Below are 21,009 nucleotides of genomic sequence, written 5' to 3' on the forward strand. Positions count from 1 at the left end.
CTGGCTTGCCAGCGAAGGGCCAGTCAATACGCCATCAACCCGGCTGACTCAGCCGCTCCCGCAGGTACTCAAGTACCGCCCCGCGCTCCCCCGCGAACTCGATCCGCCCACCCTTCTTCTCGCGTTGAAACGCATACATCGGGTCGTAATATTCGCGCAGCAAGCCTTCGATCCAGCCCCGGTGCAAATCCACAGCACCACTGCGGCCCTGCTCGGCCAGAGCGTCTTCCATCAGGATCAGCATCCGTCGATGGCGCTCGCCGCCGAGACGTTTCTGCACGTTGTTCAAACTGTCCAGCAAGCGCTCGGCAAACAGGGCAAAACCCTGCTCGCCATGCACCAGCGAAAACTCCGCAGACAGATCCACCACATAATCACGCAGGATCCGCTCGACACGATCGTCAAAGCGATCCTCCAGCCAGACCATCGGGTACTGCTGCATGCCCTGATACAGCGGCAACGGCAAGGCACAACTACCGACGACCCGGCTCTCGTCCTCCAGCACGAACTGCCCGATACCGGCATCGCGCTTCTTCAGAATGTCGATGGCCAGGCGGTTTTCAAAATCGATGTTCGACGGCTGCCCGGTGGCTCGTTTGCCGAAGCTTGAGCCGCGATGATTGGCGTGACCTTCCAGGTCCAGCCCGTTGCGCAATTGCACCAGCACTTCGGTCTTGCCCGTGCCGGTCATGCCGCCCAGCAAGACGAAATCGCACTGGGCGATGGCCTGCTCAAGCGTGCCGATCAGGAAGTTGCGCATCGCCTTGTAACCACCGCCGATGCGCGGGTAATCGATGCCCGCCTCGTCACGCAGCCACTGTTGAGTGATCTGCGAACGCAAGCCGCCACGAAAACAATAAATGAAGCCCTCGGGGTGAGCCCGGGCGAACTCGGCCCACGCCTGAATGCGCTCGGCCTTCACCGTGCCGGACACCAGTTGATGCCCCAGTTCGATGGCGGCGTGCTGCCCGTGCTGTTTGTAACAAGTGCCGATCCTCTGCCGCTCGCTGTCATTCATCAGCGGCAGATTGACCACGCCGGGGAACGCGCCTTTGTGAAACTCGACCGGCGCGCGGGCGTCCATCAGCGGTCGGTCGTTGAGGAAAATATCGCGGTAATCGGTGCAGTCGCGGAACATCAAATCACCTCGACTGCGTTCGTCTGTCGCTCGACCAGTTCACCGATTGGCGCAAGGTTCAGGCCCAGTTCTTCGGCCAGGGCAAGAAACTCGTCATTGCCTTCTGGGGTAACAGCAATGAGCAGACCGCCACTGGTTTGCGGGTCGCAGAGCACGCGTTTGTGCAGCTCTTGCACGCGACCGACCTTGGACGAATAACTGTCGAAATTGCGCAACGTACCGCCAGGCACACAGCCCTGATCGAGGTAGTACTCGACGCTGTCCAGACGCGGCACCCGGTCGTAAGCAATACGGGCAGTGAGTTTACTGCCGTCCGCCATTTCCACCAGGTGCCCGAGCAGGCCGAAACCGGTGACGTCGGTCATTGCAGTGACGCCGGCGAGTTTGCCGAAGCGACTGCCGGGTTTGTTCAGGGTGCACATCCAGTCGCGGGCGACGCCAACATCGCTGTGGCGCAATTTGCCCTTTTTCTCCGCCGTGGTGAGGATGCCGATGCCCAGCGGTTTGGTGAGGTACAACAGGCAACCAGCGGTCGCAGTGTCATTGCGTTTCATGTGGCGTTTTTCCACCAGACCGGTGACGGCGAGGCCGAAAATCGGTTCCGGCGCATCGATCGAGTGCCCGCCCGCCAACGGAATGCCCGCCGCATCACACACCGCGCGACCGCCACGAATCACTTCCCGCGCCACCTCCGGCGCCAGCACATTGACCGGCCAGCCGAGGATCGCAATCGCCATCAACGGGTCGCCGCCCATGGCGTAAATGTCGCTGATCGCGTTGGTCGCAGCGATGCGGCCGAAGTCGAACGGATCGTCGACGATCGGCATAAAGAAATCGGTGGTCGACACCACGCCACGCTCGGCATCGATCTCGTAGACCGCCGCGTCATCACGCGAGGCATTGCCGACCCACAGTTTCGGATCAAGATTCTGCGCCCCGCTACCGGCCAGAATCACCTCCAGCACCTGCGGGGAAATCTTGCAGCCGCAACCGGCACCGTGGCTGTATTGGGTCAGACGAATCGGCTCGCTCATGGGGGCAGTCTCAGGCTGGGGAATGGGGCGAATTCTAGCAGAGCGCAGGAAAGCTGATTTTTGCGCTGAATGCCAAGGCCCTTTCGCGAGCAAGCCCGCTCCCACTTTGGATCTCTGACGGCCGCAAATCTTGTAGCCACTGAAGATCCAGTGTGGGAGCGGGCTTGCTCGCGAAAGCAATCGACTGGCCGCCACATCGCTCACTGACCCGCATAGCCTTCATGCACGACGCTTGCCGGTTGATGATGTTTTTTGGACCTCGGCAAAAATCTCCGTGATGGGCCGGTGCGGTTGGCGTTTTTGCATTTGTCTTACCTGCTCACTCAGCCGCAGCAACTCCTCACTCGGCTTGGCCCATTGATCTTCCGGCAGCGGCTCCGACCATTCGCGCATGGATTCGGGCAACGTCTGCTTGCCAATCCTTTCGAGGCGCCGCACTTCCCATTCAACGAGGTGGTTGGGAATCGTCCACAGGGTCATGACGTGGTACAGGTACCAGAAAAACCCTGACAGCCGAGTGCGTGAACCGTCGCGGATCTGCTGGTGCATGCGTGCGCGGGCGTTGCGAAAGGTGTGCAGGCCCTCGTGGGGAGGGTCGTCGGGGCCTTGGAGGTCTTGTAGGTCCTGAATCGATTTGAGGTCGTTGATCTCGTACTCCATGTAGCCACGAATGGCTTCCCAATGGCTGATGGCGAGTGGCAGGCCGGCGCAGGGGAATTCGAGGCTGGTGAGGGTTTCGCCGTGGTAGAAACCGATGCCCATGCCGTATTGGCGGTGCATGCCATATTGGGTTGCGCCTTGGGCTTCGATGATCCAGGCGGAGAGGGATTCCCAAGGGACGAGAACGGGGTCGGTTTCGCCTTCGGGCATGAAGCAGACTTCGCGGCGTTGGCGGTTGAAACGGGTTGGGATGATTGAGGCGCGTTTTTTGTGGTTGTGATGCCAGACGGCTAAGCCAATAAGCAAGATTAAAGGGCCGGCAATCAACTCGTTCTCATAGCCCACTTCGAACATACCAATTACTGACTCGCGGATTGCTTCATGTCCGTAGCCAAAAATAATGCCCAAAAGACCAGTAAATAACGGGAATAAGACCGTGACAATGATAGCGCCTGTGAATGCCCCTCCTAGAATTAGTTGCCAGGAAAATACCTGTGGTGACCCGAGACCAAAGTCCATATACGCGTCATTTAACTTTCCAATGTGCGGCCCATGAGGTGGAATCGTCGTAGGAAGTGGCAACGGTGCGAGGTAGGTAATTTTTCCACCTGAAAATGGCTCGATATATCCTGCCTTCCTATGTTGCTCAATTTTCGAGGTAGCAATGGGCTTGCCGTGATCACTCAGCATGATCAGCCCACTCAAGATATTGGGTTTCTACTAGCAACATAGGAGGGTTTTCTTTGACAAACTTAGGAGCGACCACAGCAAAATGCCCCTCTGCCCGAGGATCCATATGAATTACTCGAGTTCGAGATGCCCATTCCCCTTTGCCATTCAGAGCTTGAACACAGACCGCCAGTTCTAACGTTTCCTTTGCAGGCGTGTATTCAGAGTGGGTCGCAACAGGGTATTGAAGACAAAACACCAATCCTTCTGGCGATGACCTCACGATACGCAAGCTGGTCAGTATCTCCTCGCTGATAACTTCCTTGCGTTCTCGCGGCGCACCTTGAGCATGCAACGGCATCAAAACTCTATGGGCGCCGATGCCCAATCGATGAGTTTGCTTACCGTTTAAAGGAAATAATAGATCGTCCAGCGTCAGCCTTGGCAGCACCAGATGGATATCGCTGGGTTTGGCTTTGAACAACAGGTTTTTCAGCCAGGAGTCGTGCGGGTTTGGGCCAAGTTGGACGTAAGGTGCATGGATCAGAAAAGCCAGATAACTCTGAAAGTCTTCCAGTGAATGATCGCCACGCATTTCCGCATCACGACTCCAAGGCGTGATTTTCAACCATTTGTCGTGGGCTGAGAGGTTGTAGCGATTGAACAGCCAAGTACCCACGAATTCCAGCACGGTGAACAAAGCGCCAGCCAAGTTGAAGCGGAAGAATATGGTGGACAGACGTGTACCAGCGGCGGCCCAGGCAGCTGTTCGTGCCGCGCTATTAGGTGCAGCCAATACCTTGAAAGAGGCGTAGACAGTATTACCTACTCCGTAAGCGTTAGTTGTCACCATTCCTCCCGCGCCCAAGGTCGCCAATGCGGCCATTCTCTGCTCAGACTGACTCCCGCTGCGGATCGCCTCTTGCCAGTTTCGACGTTGGTTTGCGAAGTTGGCAACAGACGCTCTGAAACCCAAGATATAAGTAAAGAAACCTAGCCCTACATGCAATTTCCCGATCTGAACTTGCACATGTTGCAACGTCTCAAGCTGCAGACTTGCCACAAGCGCTGTACTACGAGCCTTCATCGCCGTATCCGCAAGGCTTTGCGCTGCAGTGAAACCGGCCGCTCCCGTCACAGCCAAAGCAGCAAAAAAATCCGCCCGCTTCTTCTTGTCCCTGGTCTGCTTCATCAATTCCCGATAAACCCCCAACAAATTCACCACCTGCACCAAAACCACCACCAACCCCATCCCTTCCGTCTTCACCAGACTCCCCGCCGAAATCCCACCCACCCCCAGCCGAATATTCCCCAGCAAACTCCTTAACTCCCCCTGCTGCGCCGGCGGAAACACCACCGTCACCCCTGCCCGCGCAGGCGTGGCGCCGTACAAGCGGGCCGAGCGATCCGGCACTTCCTCAATCGGGCTCAGCGCCGCCGCCAGTCGCCCTTCAATCACCGTCAACTGCGCCCGCACGCGCAGGATCTCTTCCTGCAACTCCAGCGCTCTCGGCGTTTTGTGGCCTTGGCGGTTCTTGTTGTGGGTGATCTGGTTGCGTTCGCGGTTGAGGGTTTTCAGGTAGTCGCGTTCGCGCAGCAGTTCCTTGATTGCGGTTTGCAGGGCGGATTGTTCTGCGGGGCTGGCGACGGTGAAGGTCACGCCGCTGGTTTTGGCGGCATCGAAGAGGCGCAATTTCAGCCCATTGGGCAGGCGCTGGAACAGCTCATCGAGATCGGGGATTTTCTCGCCCGAGAGGTCGAAGCCTTCCAGCACGCGATTCAGTCCCAGGTTCAGTGCCGGGCTGTAGGTGTCCTGCACGGCGGCCGCGACCGTACGGGAGTGTTCGGGCATGTCGTCGAGGGCCGGCAGGTGCGGTTGCTCGATCTTTTTCAGTTTCGCCAGCCAATCCGGCAGGTTGTTGAACGTGGCCATGCCGGCGTTAAACAGGAACGCATATTGCCCGGCCTGCTCGGCTTGCAGACGCAGCGGCAAGGTGTAGAACAGCGTCCGGGTCAGTTCCGGGTGCTGTTCCAGATAACCGAGCATTTTTTCGCTCGCCGCGTCGCTGCGGCAGAGGTCCTTGAGGCAGGCGTATTCGGTGCTGAGGGCCTGGTGCAGTTGCGTCGCGTCTTGTGCGTCGTAGTACCACGCTGCGCGGTGGAAGCGGCCGTCGACCAGCAGTTGCGTGCGGTCGGCGGTGATGCGTTCGAGCAGGCGGTTCCAGCGGCCAAGGTCATCGCGCAGCAGATTCAGTCTGTCGTCCATCGCCGGTCGGTCGATCAGGTCGTTGACCCCGCGTTTGCCGCTGAGCACCGGACCGTCGAGCACATCGCGCATGCGCCGATCCTGATCCTTGCCCAGATCGACCAGCGCTGACAGGTGTCGCTCGACGAAATCTTTGGGGGCGACTGCCTCGAAATACTGTCGCGTGTAGTAGCGGCGATCCGCCTCGGCGGTGGCGCGACCATGGGCGGTGAAATCCGGCGCGACGCCGTCGAAACGGTTCAGGGCCAGTGACTGATCGAGGGCCTTTTCACGCAGTTGCTTCAGGTCCGGCGTCGCGTCTGTAGAGGTCGGCTCGACGCTGCCGCCCTTGTTCAAATAATCGAGCAACGCCTTGCGCGTGTTCTCACGATCCGGTTCCGGCAACTGCTCGATATCGGCAAACAGGGCTTTGGCCTGCGGTTGGTCACTGGCGTTGGCCAGACTGTCGAAATCTTTGTCGTTGAGCTGGCTGAGCGATTCGATGTAACTGGCCAGCAGATAATCACGCTCGTTGTTATCAGTGTTGCTCCACGCCTCGACCCAGCCGACCACGCGGTCCTGATACTCGGCCAGATCGCGCAGCACGCCCAGATCATCGTTGACCAGCAGAAACAGCGTGTCGTCCTGATACGGCCCCCGTACCCGACCGAGAAACTCGCCGATGTGGGCGGCACGAAAACGCTTCGGCTGCTCCCACAAATACGGTTCGCGTTCATGCTCGGGGGCATCGCTGACGTGCACGGTCGGCATCCGCGTCGCGCCCTCTTCAGCGACTGGTTCGGCGCCGTACACCACCTCTGCCAGCCACTGTTTAGTCTGATTGACAGTCAACAAGTGCTCGCCACCGACCAGACAATTCACCGGCCCCAAATCGACTGCCTGCATGAAATGCTCACGCTCCTCAGCGCTGTCCAGCACCTGAGAGCATTTACTGGCCGTCCACTGGACCTCGGCGAAGCTCACGTACAGCGTACTTTTGCGCGAAAAGATCAGCGCCGGGCGCTCTTCAATGGCACCGCGCTGATCCTCATTGACCGTTTTACCCTGATGCAACAGCGCCGTGACGATGCCGTCGACAATGCGATATTCGTACAAGTCGCCACTGAGGCCGTCGATGATGTACAGCCAGCCGTCGCGCAACCGGCGGATGCCCATCGGGCGTGCGCTCAGGGTGTAGGGCAAATTCAGCTCGGCGCCGGGATCGTGCTCTCTTTCCACCAGGCCGTAACTCAGCGGCAGCAGTTGCACGTGGGTTTGTCGTAGCGGGCACGCCGTGGGAGTAGCAATTGGGGCTTTTGAGGCCGCTGCGGCGTCAAGAATGGCGGGATGGGTCATTGGCATTCCTTCTGGCTGGCCCAGCGCTGCGCCAGATCAGCGGCCAACGCAACGCGCTCGCCCGGTGATTGCAGTGAGGGCGAATGCAGCAAGTGATGGATTTTTGGGTGTTGGTCGATATCGCTGCCGTCAAGCCACACCATCAGGTTGGCGTAGTTGAACAACTCGGATTGGCTACTCAGGCCAAGCGCGCGGGCTTGGCTATCAATCTGCTCAAGGGTTGGCCAGCGCTGACCCAGCGCTCCTTCGAGAGGACATCCGGGAAAGTGCTTCAACAGATGCGCATTGAGTTCCAGCAAGGCGCGACGCCGATCAACCCGGTCCAGCGCTGCGTCCAGTTCAGGGCTCAGGCAATAAGGAACGCCAAGCACCGGGCACTCCGCCCGTCGCGGTCGATGGCTGTGCCAGACCGCGTTGACGCAATCGGCAGTCACCACGCAACTCAAAGGCCCGAACAAACACTGATCGCCACTGGCAAACAGCGCATGAGCAACCGCCGCATCGGCCAGCCGCAGCATGGCCGACTGGCCGGCCGGCAACTCGACGCTGACCAGTTTGCGCAAGTGCTCGGCCACGCTGTGCGCAGGCGCCGCGCTGAACAACAACACGCCCCACTCCTCAGCCGCGTGTTGCAGATAGAACAGCGCCAGCGGATCGTCCGCCGGCTGGATTTCCACCAACAACGGCGAGATGTCGCGCAATGCAGAAAAGGACGTCTGGTCGAACAAGGCAAACGTATTGGCCGCCGGGCTGAGCTGCCTGACCCGCGCTGGCAAATCGCTGATCGTTGCGCCATCCAGCAACAGCAAGGCCCGTTGCTCGCTCCAAGGCAAATCATCGGGAAAAGAAGTCAGAACGCTCATGCTTGGGCCGCCTCGCAGACCAGGCACCGCGCGTCACGGTTGGCAGCCAACGCATGGCGTTGCTGAAGCGGATCAGACGCCACTTTCAACGACGGCAACGCTCCCGGCACCAACGGTTCTGCTGCCAGGCCAACCGCAGGCGCGCCACCCTGAACAATCGGCACGCTGCTGCAGATGCCCTCCGGCCCCAGCGTCAACCAGTGCCCGCCGGCCATGATCGTCACATGGGTGCCGCCATCGATAACCACTTGCTGACCGGCGCCGAGGTGGATTTGCTGGCCGGCGCTGAGTCGCTGACTGGCGACCCGGATGTGCCGGTCGCCTTGCACCCACAGGTGGTCGTCCTGCTTGAGTTCGGTCAGGCGATTGCCGTGGGTCAGATGATGCTCATCACTGCGCAGATCAAGACTGCAAAGACCGCCGACGACCATCGTGTGTTGGTGGTCGACCTGCACGCGTTGGTCATTGAGCACCAGTTGATTGAAGTCACGCTGGGCGCGAATGGCAATTTCTTCAGCGCCTTTTCTGTCCTCGATGCGCAACTCGTTATAGCCGCCACCGCCCGGACTGCTCTGGCTGCGAAAGATACTGCGCGTGTGTTCGGCCGGCAGGTCCAGTGGCACCGGCGTCGCCGCGTTGGGCAAGCAGCCGGCCACGAACGGTTTGTCCGGATCGCCCTCGGTAAACCCCACCAGCACTTCCATGCCGACGCGCGGAATCTGCACGCTGCCGTAACGGTCATGGGCCCAGCCCGTGGCCACGCGCAGCCAGCAACTGGATTGCTCGTTGAGCTGACCGTCGCGATCCCACAGCAGTTGTACTTTCACCCGGCCATAGGCGTCGCAGTAGATTTCCTCGCCGGGCGGCCCCGTCACCACGGCGTGCTGGTTGCCGGTCATGCGTATTTTTGGATGCTCCAGCGCGGGGCGAAAATTCACCTCCCAAGGCGTCGCGACGAAGTGATTGCGATAGCCCTGACTGAAACCATCGTCGGTAGCCGGGACGCTTGACGATTCCTCCAGCACTTGCGGTTGCAGGCCGATGTGCTCAACGCGGGTCAGCAGCCACAGGCCATTGCAGTCGGCGCGCGGGTGCTCGCTCATGTCGACGAAACTGCCACTGCGCATCAGGCTTTGGTCGCTGCGCCCATGGGCTTGACGATAATCGGCACGATGCCGCTCAAGGGCGCGCTGGCTCAAATGTCTACCGTGATCACGGTGGCTGAACTGTCCCGGAAAGCGGTAATCCTCAAGCGCTGGAAGCCGGTTTTCTTTGGCCTCGGCGTCGAGTTGCACCGTGGGTTTTTCAAAGTGATAGTCGCGGCGACTGACGTGGCTGGTGCGGGTTTCGAGACGAACTTTGAAGCGGTCGATCACCGCCGCTTCGGCGACCATGCCGCTGCCTTGTGCATAGGCTGTCGGCACGTCAGGTGTGGGGAAGACCGTCTGGTCGTCGCCAAACACCAACAGATGCCCATCGTTGCGGTGCTGGAAATGAAAGTGCAGGCCTTCTTCCTCGCACAAACGCTGGATGAAGTGCAGATCCGACTCGTCGAACTGCACGCAATACAGGCGCGGCGGGTACTCGGCACTGAGTTGAAAACGCCAGGCATCGGGCTGCATGCCGTGGTCACTCAACACGCTGGCGATGATTTGCGGCACGCTCTGGTGCTGAAAGATCCGTTGATTATGGCGATGCGCAAGGTAAGCCAGACAGGGCACCAGAACGATCTGATAGCGCGTCAGACGGGAAGCGGAATCACCTTGGGCGATTCGATAAATCTGCCCGTGAAGACCGGCGCCGTTCGCACAAAACGAGAGAAATGCCGGACGGTGCAACAAGGACTCGAGATCCAGGTCACGGCGTTCGCTGACCAGTTCAAGGTCGATCATGTAGGTTTGGTTGAGCGCCTCGGTAGCCCGGAATTCGGCTACCTGCAGATCGTGGGGAAAACCTTCGATATCGAGTCTGAAAACAACGGAGCGGCCGGCGGTAAGCATCCACATATCCCTGTGTCTGTTTAAGGCACAGGACTGTGAGGCGTGATGGCTAAATCGGTGAAGTCAGATGAATCGATGTTTGATGTAGGGCGTTTCCATTTGGGAAAAAGCGGACGGTTCCAAAACGAATTTCCTACAGAAGTTACTGAGACCTTTGCTCCGGCAAAAAAAACCGCCCTCGCGGGCGGCTAAAAGTGCTTCGACCCTAATTCAGAAGCCAAGGCTGAAGCTGATGGTCATCGCGTGATCATTGTTGTCGTTCGACAGTTGCCCCGAGTAGCCGACCCCGAGCTTGCCGGTCGGGCTGATCTGGAAGTCCACACCCGCTTCAACGATGGCGCTGTCCTTGGCAATCGGCACACCTTGAGTGCTGAACGAGGCGCCGCCGTCGATGAAGGTCAGGTCGGCGTCAGGCTTGGTGTCGCCGAACGCATGCCGCCAGCCCACAGCCGCGCGCGGGGTAAATTGCCCGCCGTTGCTCAGGGTGATGACTTTGCCGGCGCGCAGGCCGAGGGTCGAGAAGGTGATGTCCTGATCGGCATCCGCCTTCAGGCGCCCTACTCCGCCCTTTTCCTTGGCCTTGTCGGTGTCGTAGTTGACGTAGGCCAGACCGGCGAACGGCTCCAGAGCGATACCGGCGGCGTCAATGGTGTAACCGACTTCGCCGAACACCTGTGCGCTGCGTGCGTCGTAGTTGGCTTTCAAGCGATCGTTGTAAGTACCGACGCTGACGTCGCGTTTGGTCTCGATGTCGTGCCAGCTGTAAGCCGCGCCGAGGCGCACGGCCAGAGCATCGAACTGCGAGTTGAGGTACGCCGCCAGGTGGTAGCTTTCGACCGTGGCATCCGAGCGACGATCATGGGCATCCAGATCGCTGCGGGTGTAGCCGGCGGCCATGCCCACGCGCCATTGGTCATCGATCTGCTTGTCGGTGCCGAGCAGGAAGCCGCTGAGGTTGCGATCGAGTTTGGCGCTGTTGCTGTCGCCATCCGACTCGCCCCAGGCGCCGAGTGCGCGCGCCCAGCCGACCATTTCGCCGTGGCAACCGTTGCTGCTCAGTTGGTTGTCGCTTGGCGCCAAGGCACGGCGTGGATCATCCGGCGCGCTGCACGATGGCTGGCGCATGCGGTCGTTGACGGCCTCGCGCACGTAACGCGAATCTTCGAGAATCGCGCTGGCGGTGCTGGCGTGGATTTCGCCAGACAGGCTGTCGAAGGCACTGCGCGCACCGGCCACGCTGAGGTTGACGATCTGGTTCTGCAACGCCGTACCCGCTGCACCGTTACGCGACAGTGCCGAAGCGGTAGCGCTCTGGTTGCCGGTCGCGGCGACATCGGCGAACGAGTTGTCGTTGCGGCTGACGGCCAGGGTCACCGAATCGGCACCGTAAACCAGCGAGCTGTCGAGGAAGGCGTACTGCGGCAGATCGGCGCTGCTGAAGGTACCGGTGACACCGCCACCCGCCGTGATCAGCGAGTACACGGTATTGCCGGTGAACGGTGCCAGCGAATTGACCTGCAAACCGCCGCCTAGCGCTGCGGTACCGCCGACCGCCAACGGTGTCGCGGTTGGCGAACTGATGGTCAACGCCAGCACACCGTCGGCGGCATTGGTCAGGTTGCCGGCCACGCTCAGAGTGCCAGCCTCGGCCCCCGATACCACCACACCGTGGTTGACCAGCGAACCGACGCTGCCGTTACCGCTCAGACCGGCGCCGTTGGCCACGGTGACTTGCCCACCCAACGAAGCCCGCGCGGCGCGGCTGCCGACTTGCAGCACGCCTTGATCCACCGACACGGTGCCGCTGAATGGATTGTCACCGGTCAACAGCAATGTCCCGGCGCCACGTTTAAGCATTGCGCCCAGTCCACGCAGCGAACCGTTGAACTGGCCATTGGCGTTCTGCTGGAACACCAGCGAAGCGTTGTTGAGGATGTTGCCTTGCAGGCTGGTGGTGTTGCCGATCAGCGTACCGCCGCTGACCGTGGTGCCACCGCTGTAGGTGTTGGCGCCGCTCAGCACCAGGGTGCCGGCGTCGAGTTTTTCGATGCCGCCAGTCCCGACCAGTGGTGTGGAAATCTCCGCACTGGCCCCGGCGTTGACGCGCACCGGCGCAAGGCTGCCGTCAGAACCGTTGACCGGCGTCAGGGTGCCGCCCGCCCCTGGCACCAGGCTGTAGCCGCTGGTGAGGAATTGCAGGCCGGTGAAGTTCTGATTGCCCTGCACAGTCACCGTGCCGCTCTGCCCGCCAAATACGGCGAACTGACCGTTGGAGGCCAACGCTTGCGTGCCGCTCGGATCGGTCCAGTTGGTATTCGGCCCCCACACACCGCTACCACCATCGATGCTGCCATCAGGATTGGTGGTGCCGCCGTTCCAGAACTGCACCTCTCCCGGCGTGCCTTGCACCAGCAGATTGATCTGGTTGGCGATGGCGGTTTGCAGGGTCAGATTGGCCGTCGACACCGGCAGGCTGCCGTAAACCAGCCCGTTGTCGGTCAGGCTGCCGCCGTAGCTGAACAGTTGGTAGACCCCGGTGCCGAAACCGCCGGCGTTACTGATGTTCAGCGTGCCGTCGAGGGTCAGGTTGCCAGCGACGTTGACCACTGTGGTGGAGCTGGCCGCCGAGCCGAGACTGAAGTCAAGATTCGTGCCCGAGGACAACGCCAGCGAACCGACCGACAACGGCGTCGCCGTGCCGCCACCGAGCAAGGTCGCGCCGTCGGCCAGTTGCACCGCCCCGCCGAACTGACCGCCGCCACCGATTTTCGCACCGCTGGCGACATTGACGTTGGCGCTGTTGAGCACACCGTTGACGAGCAGATTGCCGGCCTGCACCGACGTGTTGCCAGTGAACGTATTGTTGCCGGTCAACAACAATTGACCGCTGCCGGTTTTGTTCAGCGTGCCGCTACCGGTGAGGTTGCCGGTGTAGCTGCCGTCAGCGTTCTGCTCGAAGGTCAGCGCCGCGTTGTTGACGATTGCGCCTTGCAGGCTGCTGGTGTCGCCGCGCGTGCTGCCGCCGTTCAGCGTGGTGCCACCGCTGTAGGTATTCGCGCCGCTGAGCACCAGATCACCCGTGCCGTTTTTCAGCAGACTGCCGCTGCCGGTAATCGCGCCGATCAGGGTGGTGTTCTGGTTACCGGCGAGCGTCAGTTGCGCGCCGAGGTTGATGGCGTTGGCCAGTTGCAGCGCCGAGGTACTGTCGAGGCTGCCGTTGCCCGTCACACTCAACGCACCGCTGCTCAGTGCGCTGTTATTGCCGAGGATCAGCGTGCCGCCCCCCAGTTGGGTGCCGCCGCTGTAGGTGTTGCTGCCGTTGAGGGTCAGGCTGGAAGCGCCGGTCTTGATCAGACTGCCGCTGCCGCTGACCACGCCGCCGAGGGTCAAGGCATTGGAGCCGGCAACGTTCAGGCCACCGTTGAGGACCACGTCGTTGCCGAGGCTGACGGCGGTGTTGCTGTCCAGCGCGGTGCCGTTGGCCGCCGTCAACACGCCAGTGCCGAGCGCCGCGTTGTTGCCGACCACAATCTTGCCGCCATTGAGCGCGGTGCCGCCGGTGTAACCGTTGGCGGCGTTGAGCACCAGCGTGCCGGTGTCGTATTTGCCGAGGGTGCCGGCGCCGTTGAGTGCCACACCGATGGTCGCCGTTGTGTTCGGATCGACGCGCACCGAGGCGTTACCCAGCGAACCGTTGACCAGATTCAGCGACCCCGCCGTGCCGTTTTGCAGGCTGTAGCCATCGGTGACGAACTGCATGCCGGTGATGGTTTGCGTGCCGTTGACCGTGACCGTGCCCGCCGTGCCCTGGAACACTGCGAAGTTGTTGGTCCAGGCCTGATTGGTGGTGCCGTTGACGTCGGTCCAGTTGGTGGTGCCGGTGCCCCAGATGCCACTGCCGCCGTCCACCGAACCGTTGGCGATCAGTTGATTGCCGTCCCAGAATTGCACGGTGACGCCCGGTGCGGTAACCAGCAGATTGATCTGGTTGGCCAGCGCGGTTTGCAGGGTCAGGTCGCCCGGGGTGACGCTGCCCGGTACCGTGCCGATCAGCATGCCGTTGTCGGTGAGGCCGCCGGTGTAGTTGATCAGGCGATACACGCCGCTGCCGAAACCGCCGATGTCGCTGACATTCAGCGTGCCGTCGAGGGTCAGGTTGCCGCCGACGTTGACCAGTGCGTTACCACCACCGGACACCGGAGTGCCGAGGCCGACATCGAAGTTGGAATTGCCGTTGAGCACCAGCGAATTCACCGACAAGGTGCTGCCAGTGAGCCCGGCCAGATGCCCGCCATCGGCCACGGTCACGGCTCCGGTCAGCGTGCCGCCGCCACCGAGGGTACCGCCGCTGTTGACCAGTACATTGCCGCTGGCCAGTGAACCGTTGACTTGCAAGGTGCCGGCGTTGACGTTGGTGTCGCCGGTCAAATCGCTGACGCCGCTCAGGGTCAGGGTGCCGCTGCCGAGTTTGGTCAGTCCGCCGTCACCGCTGAGGATGCCGGCGAAGGTGCTGCTGACGTTGTTGCCGCCCAGGCTCAGCGTATTGCCGGTGCCGACTAGCGCGGTGCCGTTGCCAGTGAGGCTGGCGAGGCTGCCGGAAGCACCGAGGTTGAGCGCCGTGCCGCCAGCGAGACTGACCGTGGCGTTGTTGCCCAGCGCCGTACCGTTGAGGGTGGTCAAGCTACCGGACAACACGTCGAAGGTGCCGCTGAAGGTGTTGTTGCCGCTCAACGTGAGGTCGGCCAGACCGTTTTTCGTCAACGTACCCGCCCCGGCGATCACGCCGCCAAGGGTCAGGTTGTTGTTACCGGCCAGGCTCAGATTCGCATTGACGTTAACGTTGTTGGCCAGCACCAGCGGTGCGGAGTTATCGAGAGTCGATGCACCCGCCACGGTCAGTGCGCCGGAACCCAGTGAAGTGCCAGTGCCGAGGGTCAACGTGCCGGCGTTCAGCGTGGTACCTCCGCTGAAGGTGTTGATGCCGTTGAGCGTCAGGTTCGACGCGCCGTTCTTGATCAGCCCACCCGCACCACTGACGACGCCGGCGAGGGTCAGGTTGTTGCTGCCGGTATTGCTCAGGTTGGCGTTGAGCAAGACGTTGTTGCCCAGGCTCAACGCACTGCTGCTGTCCAGCGCCGAAGCGCCGGCGACGGTGAGGTTGCCCAGGCCCAGCGCCGAGTTGCTGCCGGCGGTCAGGGTGCCGGCACTGAGGTTGGTGCCGCCGAGGAAGTTGTTGTTGCCGCTCAGGGTCAGATTGGCGGCACCGTTTTTAGTCAGGCTGCCGGCGCCGTTGATCGTGCCGGCAAGGGTCAGATCCGCCGTGCCGCCGATGCCGAGGTTGCCGGCCAGATTGACCGCGTTGTTTACCGAAACGGCGGTGGCGGCATCCAGCGTGGTGCCGCCCGCCGCGTTCAAGGTGCCCGAGCCGAGCGCCGAATTCGACGCCAGAATCAGTCCGCCCGCGTTCAGCGCGACTGGGCCGAGGAAGGCATTGTTGCCGCCGAGGGTCAGGTTCGCCGTGCCGGTTTTGATCAGACCACCGGTGCCGCCGATCGCGCCGTTGAGGGTCAGCGCATTGCTGCCGACCACGGTGAGGTTGCCGTTGAGTGTCGCCGCGTTGCCGAGGGTCACCGCCGTGTTGCTGTCCAGTTGCGTGCCGGCATTCGCCGTTAACGTTCCGGTGCCGAGTGCGGTGTTGCTGCCGACGATGATCTTGCCGCCGTCCAGTTGCGTGCCGCCGGTATAAGTGTTGGCACCACCGAGCACCAGCGTGCCGGCGTCGAGTTTATTAAGGATGCCGCTGCCATCGATATTGGCATTGATGGTCGCCGTCACGCCCGGATCGACGCGCAACGAAGTGGTGCCGCCGGTGCCGTTGACCGCTGTGAGTTGTCCCGCTGCACCGTTGACCACGTTGTAGCCGTCGGTGAGGAACTGCATGCCGGTGAAGGCTTGCGTGCCGTTAACCGTCACCGTACCGGCCGTACCCTGGAACACCGCGAAGTCGCCAGCCCATGGCTGATTGACCAGTCCGTTGGCGTCGGTCCAATTGGTGCCGACCGCGTTCCAGGTACCGCTGCCGCCATCGACAACACCGTTGGCAATCGTCTGACTGCCATCCCAGTAACGAATATTGGAGTTCGGCGCCGACACTTGAATGTTGATCTGATTGGCCACGCCCGTCTGCACAATCAAATCGCCGAGGCCGTAGCCGACCGGCACGCTGGCGACATCAAGACCCAGATTGGTCAGCGCACCGGTGTAGTTGAACAGGCGATACACGCCAACGCCGAAACCGCCGGCGTCGGTGACGTTGAGATTACCGTCGAGAGTAAGGTTGCCACCGACATTCATCAGCGACGCGGTCGAAGGGGTTCCCAGCGCCACATCGACGTTGCTGCCGGCCGCGAGGGTCAGCGCACCGGCGGACAGTTGGTTACCCGACGACAACGCCAGATGCCCACCGCTGTTGACGTTGATGGCACCAAGCGCCGAACCGGTACCGGTCAGGGTGCCGCCGGTATTGACGTTGACCTGCGCGCTCGCCAGCGAACCGCTGAGACTCACGGTGCCGCCGTTGATCGCGGTGTTGCCGGTGATGCCGTTGATCCCGGTGAGGTTCAGGGTGCCGGTGCCGACCTTGATCAGGCCACCGCTGCCACTGAGGCCGCCGTCGAACGTGCTGGTGACATTGCCGTTGCCGACGGTCAGCGTGTTGCTGCCGGTGAGCTGCACGTCGCCGCTGCCGGTCAGCGCGCCGAGGCTGGCGTCGCTGCCCAGATTCAGACCGGCGCCAGCGCTGATATTCACGCCTGAGGTGTTGCCCAGCGCATTGCTGTTCAACGTGGTGACGCTGCCGGAGACGATGTTCAGCGCGCCCGTGAACGTGTTGTTGCCGGCCAGGGTCAGGTCCGACAAGCCGTTTTTGGTCAGGTTGCCGGCGCCGTCGATGATGCCGTTGAGGCTCAGGTCGTTGTTGCCCGCGACGGTCAGACCGGCGTTCAACGTGATTGCATTGCCGATGCCGAAGGAAGCGCTGTTATCCAGGGTCGCCGCGCCGCCAACAATCAACGCGCCGCTGCCCAAACCGTTGGCATTGCCAAGGGTCAGGGTGCCGGCGTTCAGAGTCGTTCCGCCGCTGAAGGTGTTGTTGCCGTTGAGGGTCAGGTTGGCCGCGCCGTTTTTGATCAACTGGCCGGTGCCGCTGGTCACGCCGCCGAGGGTCAGGTTTTGCGTACCCCACACGGTCAACGCCGCATTGAGGGCGACCGCGTTGCTTAGCGAGACCAGCGGCGAATTGCTGTCCATCGTCGCCGCGCCCGCGACGGTCAGTGCGCCGGAGCCCAACGCCGAACTGTTGCCCACCGTCAGCGTGCCGGCGTTGAGGGTGGTGCCGCCGAGGAAGTTGTTCGCCGCGTTGAGAATCAGATTGGCCGTACCGTTTTTCACCAGACTGCCGGCGCCGCTGACCAGACCGGTCAAAGTCAGATCCGCCGTGCCACCGACATTCAAGGCACCGGCCAATGCCACCGCATTGTTCAGGCTGACGGCGGTGTTGGCGTCCAGCGTGGTGCCTGCCGCCGCGTTCAATGTGCCGGAGCCCAGCGCGGTGTTGCTGCCGACCGTAAGTTTGCCGGTGTTCAGCGCGGTGTTGCCGAAATAGGTGTTGGCGCCGTTAAGGGTCAGGTCGGCAGCGCCATTTTTGATCAGCCCACCGATACCGGCGACCACGCCGCCGAGGGTCAGCGCATTGCTGCCACCCAGCGTCAGGGTGCCGCCGAGGTTGACGTTGTTGGCCAGGGTTGCAGCGGTGAACGCATCGAGCGTGGTGCCGTTCGATGCGTTCACCGCGCCCGTGCCGAGCGCCGTGTTGGAGCCGACGATCAGCGATCCGGCGTTCAGCGCAGTGGTGCCGGTATAGGTGTTATTGCCATTGAGGGTCAGGCTTGAGGCGCCGGTCTTGATCAGGCCGTTAGCGCCGCTGATTACACCGCCGAGGGTCAGCGCGTTGGCGCCGCCGGCGGTGAGGTTAGCGTTGAGGGTGATCGCGTTGTTCAGCGTCAACGCCGAACTGCTGTTGAGGGTGCCCGCCCCGGCCACGGTCAGTGCGCCGGTGCCGAGTGCCGCGCCATTGCCGACGGTCAGGCTGCCTGCATTCAGCGTCGTGCCGCCGCTGTAAGTGTTAGAGCCGCTGAGGGTCAGGTTGGCCGCGCCGTTCTTGATCAATTGACTGGCGCCGCTGATCACGCCACCCAGCGTCAGGGCGTTGGCGCCGCCGATGCTCAAGGCGTTGTTGAGAATAACCGCGTTGTTCAGGGTCACGGACGCATTGCTGTCGAGGGTTGCCGCGCCACCCACGGTGATGTTCCCGCTGCCGAGCGCCGCATTCGCGCCTGCGGTGAGGGTGCCTGCGTTCAATGCAATGGCACCGAGGAACGTGTTGGTACCGTTGAGGATCAGGTTGGCTGCGCCGTTTTTGGTCAGCCCGCCGCTGCCGCTGATAACACCACCGAGGGTCAGGTTGGCGCTGCCGCCGACGTTCAAGTTGCCGCCGAGGGAAACCGCGTTGTTCAGCGCGACCGCGGTGCTGGCGTCGAGGGTGGTACCTGCCGCGGTAGTCAGTGCGCCGGTGCCCAGCGCGGTGTTGGAGCCGACAATCAGCGTGCCGGCATTCAGCGCAGTGCCGCCGGAGAACGTGTTGTTGCCGCTAAGGCTCAGGTTTGCGGTGCCATTTTTGATCAGGTTGCCAGCGCCACTGATGACGCCGCTCAGGCCCAGCGTCTGCGTACCGCCAATGGTCAGATCCGCCGCCAGCGCGACGGCGTTGGCCAACGTTACCGCCGTGGTCGCATCCAGCGTGGTGCCAGCCGCCGCGCTCAACGCGCCGGTACCAAGCGCGGTGTTACTGCCCAGGAACAGGCTGCCGGCATTAAGCACGGTGTTACCGGCGTTGGTGTTGTTGCCGGTCAGCGTCAGGCTGGCGCTGCCACTCTTGGTAATGCCGCCCGTGCCGGACAACACACCACCGAGTGTCAGGGCATTACTGCCGAGCACATTGAGGGCACCCGTCATGGCGATGTTGTTGGCCAGATTGACGTTGGCGGTGCTGTCGAGGCTGGTGCCGGCGGCGGTGGTCAGCGCACCGCTGCCCAGCGAGTTGTTATTGGTCACCAGCAGGCTGCCGGCGCTCAACGTGGTGGGGCCGGTGTAACCGGTGTTGGCACCGCTGAGGGTCAGGCTGCCGGTGCCGGTTTTGGTGAGACCACTGCTGCCACTGATCAAACCATCGAGGGTCAGTGCGCCGGTGCCGCTGGCCGTCAGTGTGCCTCCGAGGTTGATGGCATTGTTCAGGCTGATCGTGCCCGGTGCGCTAACGGTTGTCGCGCCGGTGACATTGAGGGTGCCGGCACTGAACGCCGAATTATTGCTCACCAGCACCGTACCGCCGCTGAGCGTGGTGTTGCCCAGATAAGTGTTGGCGGCGCTGAGGTTCAATTGCCCCGCTCCGACCTTGGTCAGGCCACCGCTGCCGGAAATCACACCGCTCAACGTGGTGGCGTTGGTGCCTTGTACCGTCACGCCGCCGGCACCGAGGGATATCAGGTTGCTGATGTTCAAACCGGCGTTGCTTGCCTGCAGAATCCCGCCATTGGAGGTGATCACACCGCTGCCGAAGGTGGCGTTGTTGTTGAACTGGGCGACACCGCCATTGAGCGTGGTCGCACCGCTGACCAACGGTCCCTGCAAGGTCCAGGTGCCGCTGTTGAGGGTCAGGTTGTTGAAGTTGACGTAGGTCGCGCTCGACGCCGTACCGACACCGGTAATACCGCCGCCGACGCCGGTCGTGTTTTGCAGGATCAGGCTGTTGGTACCGCCGCTGCCGCCATCGACGGTGCCGGTCGGAGCGAACGTCAGGTTGATACCGATCAAACCCCCGAGCCCCACCGAGACCTGAACACCATCGCCGACTTGCACGGAAGAGCCGGTCACGGCGGTGAAGGTGTTGGTGCTCGCCGCGCCCATCGACACGCCGCCGGTAATCGCACCGGCGTTGTAGAAGGTGTTGCCCGCCGCCGACGTCTCGAACGCGATCCGGCCGTTGATAATGCCGGTGTCGCTGTTGGTCATGTTGACCTGCGAGCCGCCGTAGACGCCCACCACCGGGGTATCGGCCAGAGTGATGCCACCGACCGAGAGCCCGGTCGAAGTGATGGTGCCGGCGTTGGTGATGCTGGTGGTGCCCGCCGCCGCGTTGTTTACTGCGATGCCCAGGCCACCGATGCTGGTCAGGTTGAGGCCGAGCAACATGCCGGTGCCGCGGATGATCCCGCTGGCGTTGTTGAGCACACTGACCGTACTGGTCGCACCGGTGCCGATGAAGGCACCGCCACTCAACACCGAGACCAGACCGAGCAGCGCCGGGTCGAGGGTGCCGGAGTTGTTCAGGCTGATATTCACCCCGGTCAGGTCCATGACATGGCCGCCGAGGGTCGCGTTCATCTGCGCGCCGCTGTTGACGTTGACCGTCAGGCCATTGGTGGCGCTGCTGAAGTTGTTGAGAAACAACGGCAGCGATGGCACGCCGGTACAGGTCACCGTCGAGCCGGCCGTGGAGCACGTGGCCAACGCAGGTGCGCTGACGCCGCCGAACAACAACCCGGCGACACTCAGATGCACAGCAAGGGAAAGAGGAGAAAAACGCGATACGAGGGCGACACCGAACCTTGCTTCCACGGGCTACTCCTTGTCGTGGCCAATTTCTTCCTTGAAAGCGTGCGAACCGCTGCTTATTCCACACGCGACTCAAGACTGCGACGGTCATCACAAAACCGTTGATTGGGGACAAAGCTAGTAGACGCCCAGCATTGGGGCACGGATTAAATGGTGTTAATACTTTAATACTAGGCCCGTCTGGAATAAGCGTTTCAGCCCGTACCGACGGGCCTGGCATGGCTTTTGTGGCGAGGGGATTTATCCCCGATGGACTGCGCAGCAGGCCCCGCTTTCAAGGGCCGCTACTCGCCCCATCGGGGATAAATCCCCT

At 61.9% G+C, this 21,009-nt stretch carries 8 protein-coding genes; 1 reads left to right on the plus strand and 7 read right to left on the minus strand.

Translation table 11 applies throughout. The features are described 5' to 3' along the window. Window positions 1–34: 34 nt before the first annotated feature. The 6 genes from mnmH to ACIONG_RS08445 form a co-directional block, all read right to left on the minus strand. Entirely contained in the window at window positions 35–1,138 is a 1,104-nt protein-coding gene (gene mnmH / locus ACIONG_RS08420) for a tRNA 2-selenouridine(34) synthase MnmH (protein WP_401298147.1), read from the minus strand. Next, a complete protein-coding gene (gene selD, locus ACIONG_RS08425; RefSeq protein WP_103306670.1) occupies window positions 1,138–2,172 on the minus strand; it encodes a selenide, water dikinase SelD in 1,035 nt (344 codons plus the stop codon). Before selD ends, mnmH begins: the two co-directional genes overlap by 1 nt. 219 nt (window positions 2,173–2,391) lie before the next feature. Beyond that, complete coding sequence (locus tag ACIONG_RS08430) at window positions 2,392–3,522, minus strand: hypothetical protein (protein WP_401298150.1); 1,131 nt, start codon at window positions 3,520–3,522, stop codon at window positions 2,392–2,394. Continuing rightward, window positions 3,512–7,102, minus strand: a complete 3,591-nt coding sequence (locus tag ACIONG_RS08435) for a toxin VasX (RefSeq protein ID WP_401298152.1) — start codon at window positions 7,100–7,102, stop codon at window positions 3,512–3,514. The genes ACIONG_RS08430 and ACIONG_RS08435 overlap by 11 nt, the downstream gene beginning before the upstream one ends. Next, window positions 7,099–7,965, minus strand: a complete 867-nt coding sequence (locus ACIONG_RS08440) for a DUF4123 domain-containing protein (protein ID WP_401298155.1) — start codon at window positions 7,963–7,965, stop codon at window positions 7,099–7,101. The genes ACIONG_RS08435 and ACIONG_RS08440 overlap by 4 nt, the downstream gene beginning before the upstream one ends. Continuing rightward, window positions 7,962–9,965 (minus strand): type VI secretion system tip protein VgrG, encoded by a 2,004-nt coding sequence (locus ACIONG_RS08445; RefSeq protein ID WP_401298159.1) that lies wholly within the window; start codon window positions 9,963–9,965, stop codon window positions 7,962–7,964. Before ACIONG_RS08445 ends, ACIONG_RS08440 begins: the two co-directional genes overlap by 4 nt. A gap of 42 nt (window positions 9,966–10,007) precedes the next feature. Between ACIONG_RS08445 and ACIONG_RS08450 the strand changes: the two genes are divergently transcribed. Further along, entirely contained in the window at window positions 10,008–10,157 is a 150-nt protein-coding gene (locus tag ACIONG_RS08450; RefSeq protein ID WP_401298162.1) for a hypothetical protein, read from the plus strand. An 18-nt stretch (window positions 10,158–10,175) separates the two neighbouring features. On the opposite strand, the gene ACIONG_RS08455 is transcribed toward ACIONG_RS08450, so the two are convergent. Then, window positions 10,176–20,699 (minus strand): autotransporter-associated beta strand repeat-containing protein, encoded by a 10,524-nt coding sequence (locus ACIONG_RS08455; protein WP_401298165.1) that lies wholly within the window; start codon window positions 20,697–20,699, stop codon window positions 10,176–10,178. Between the last annotated feature and the right edge of the window lie 310 nt (window positions 20,700–21,009).

The organism is Pseudomonas sp. NPDC087817 (assembly GCF_044742875.1).
In the GTDB taxonomy this organism is placed as follows: domain Bacteria; phylum Pseudomonadota; class Gammaproteobacteria; order Pseudomonadales; family Pseudomonadaceae; genus Aquipseudomonas.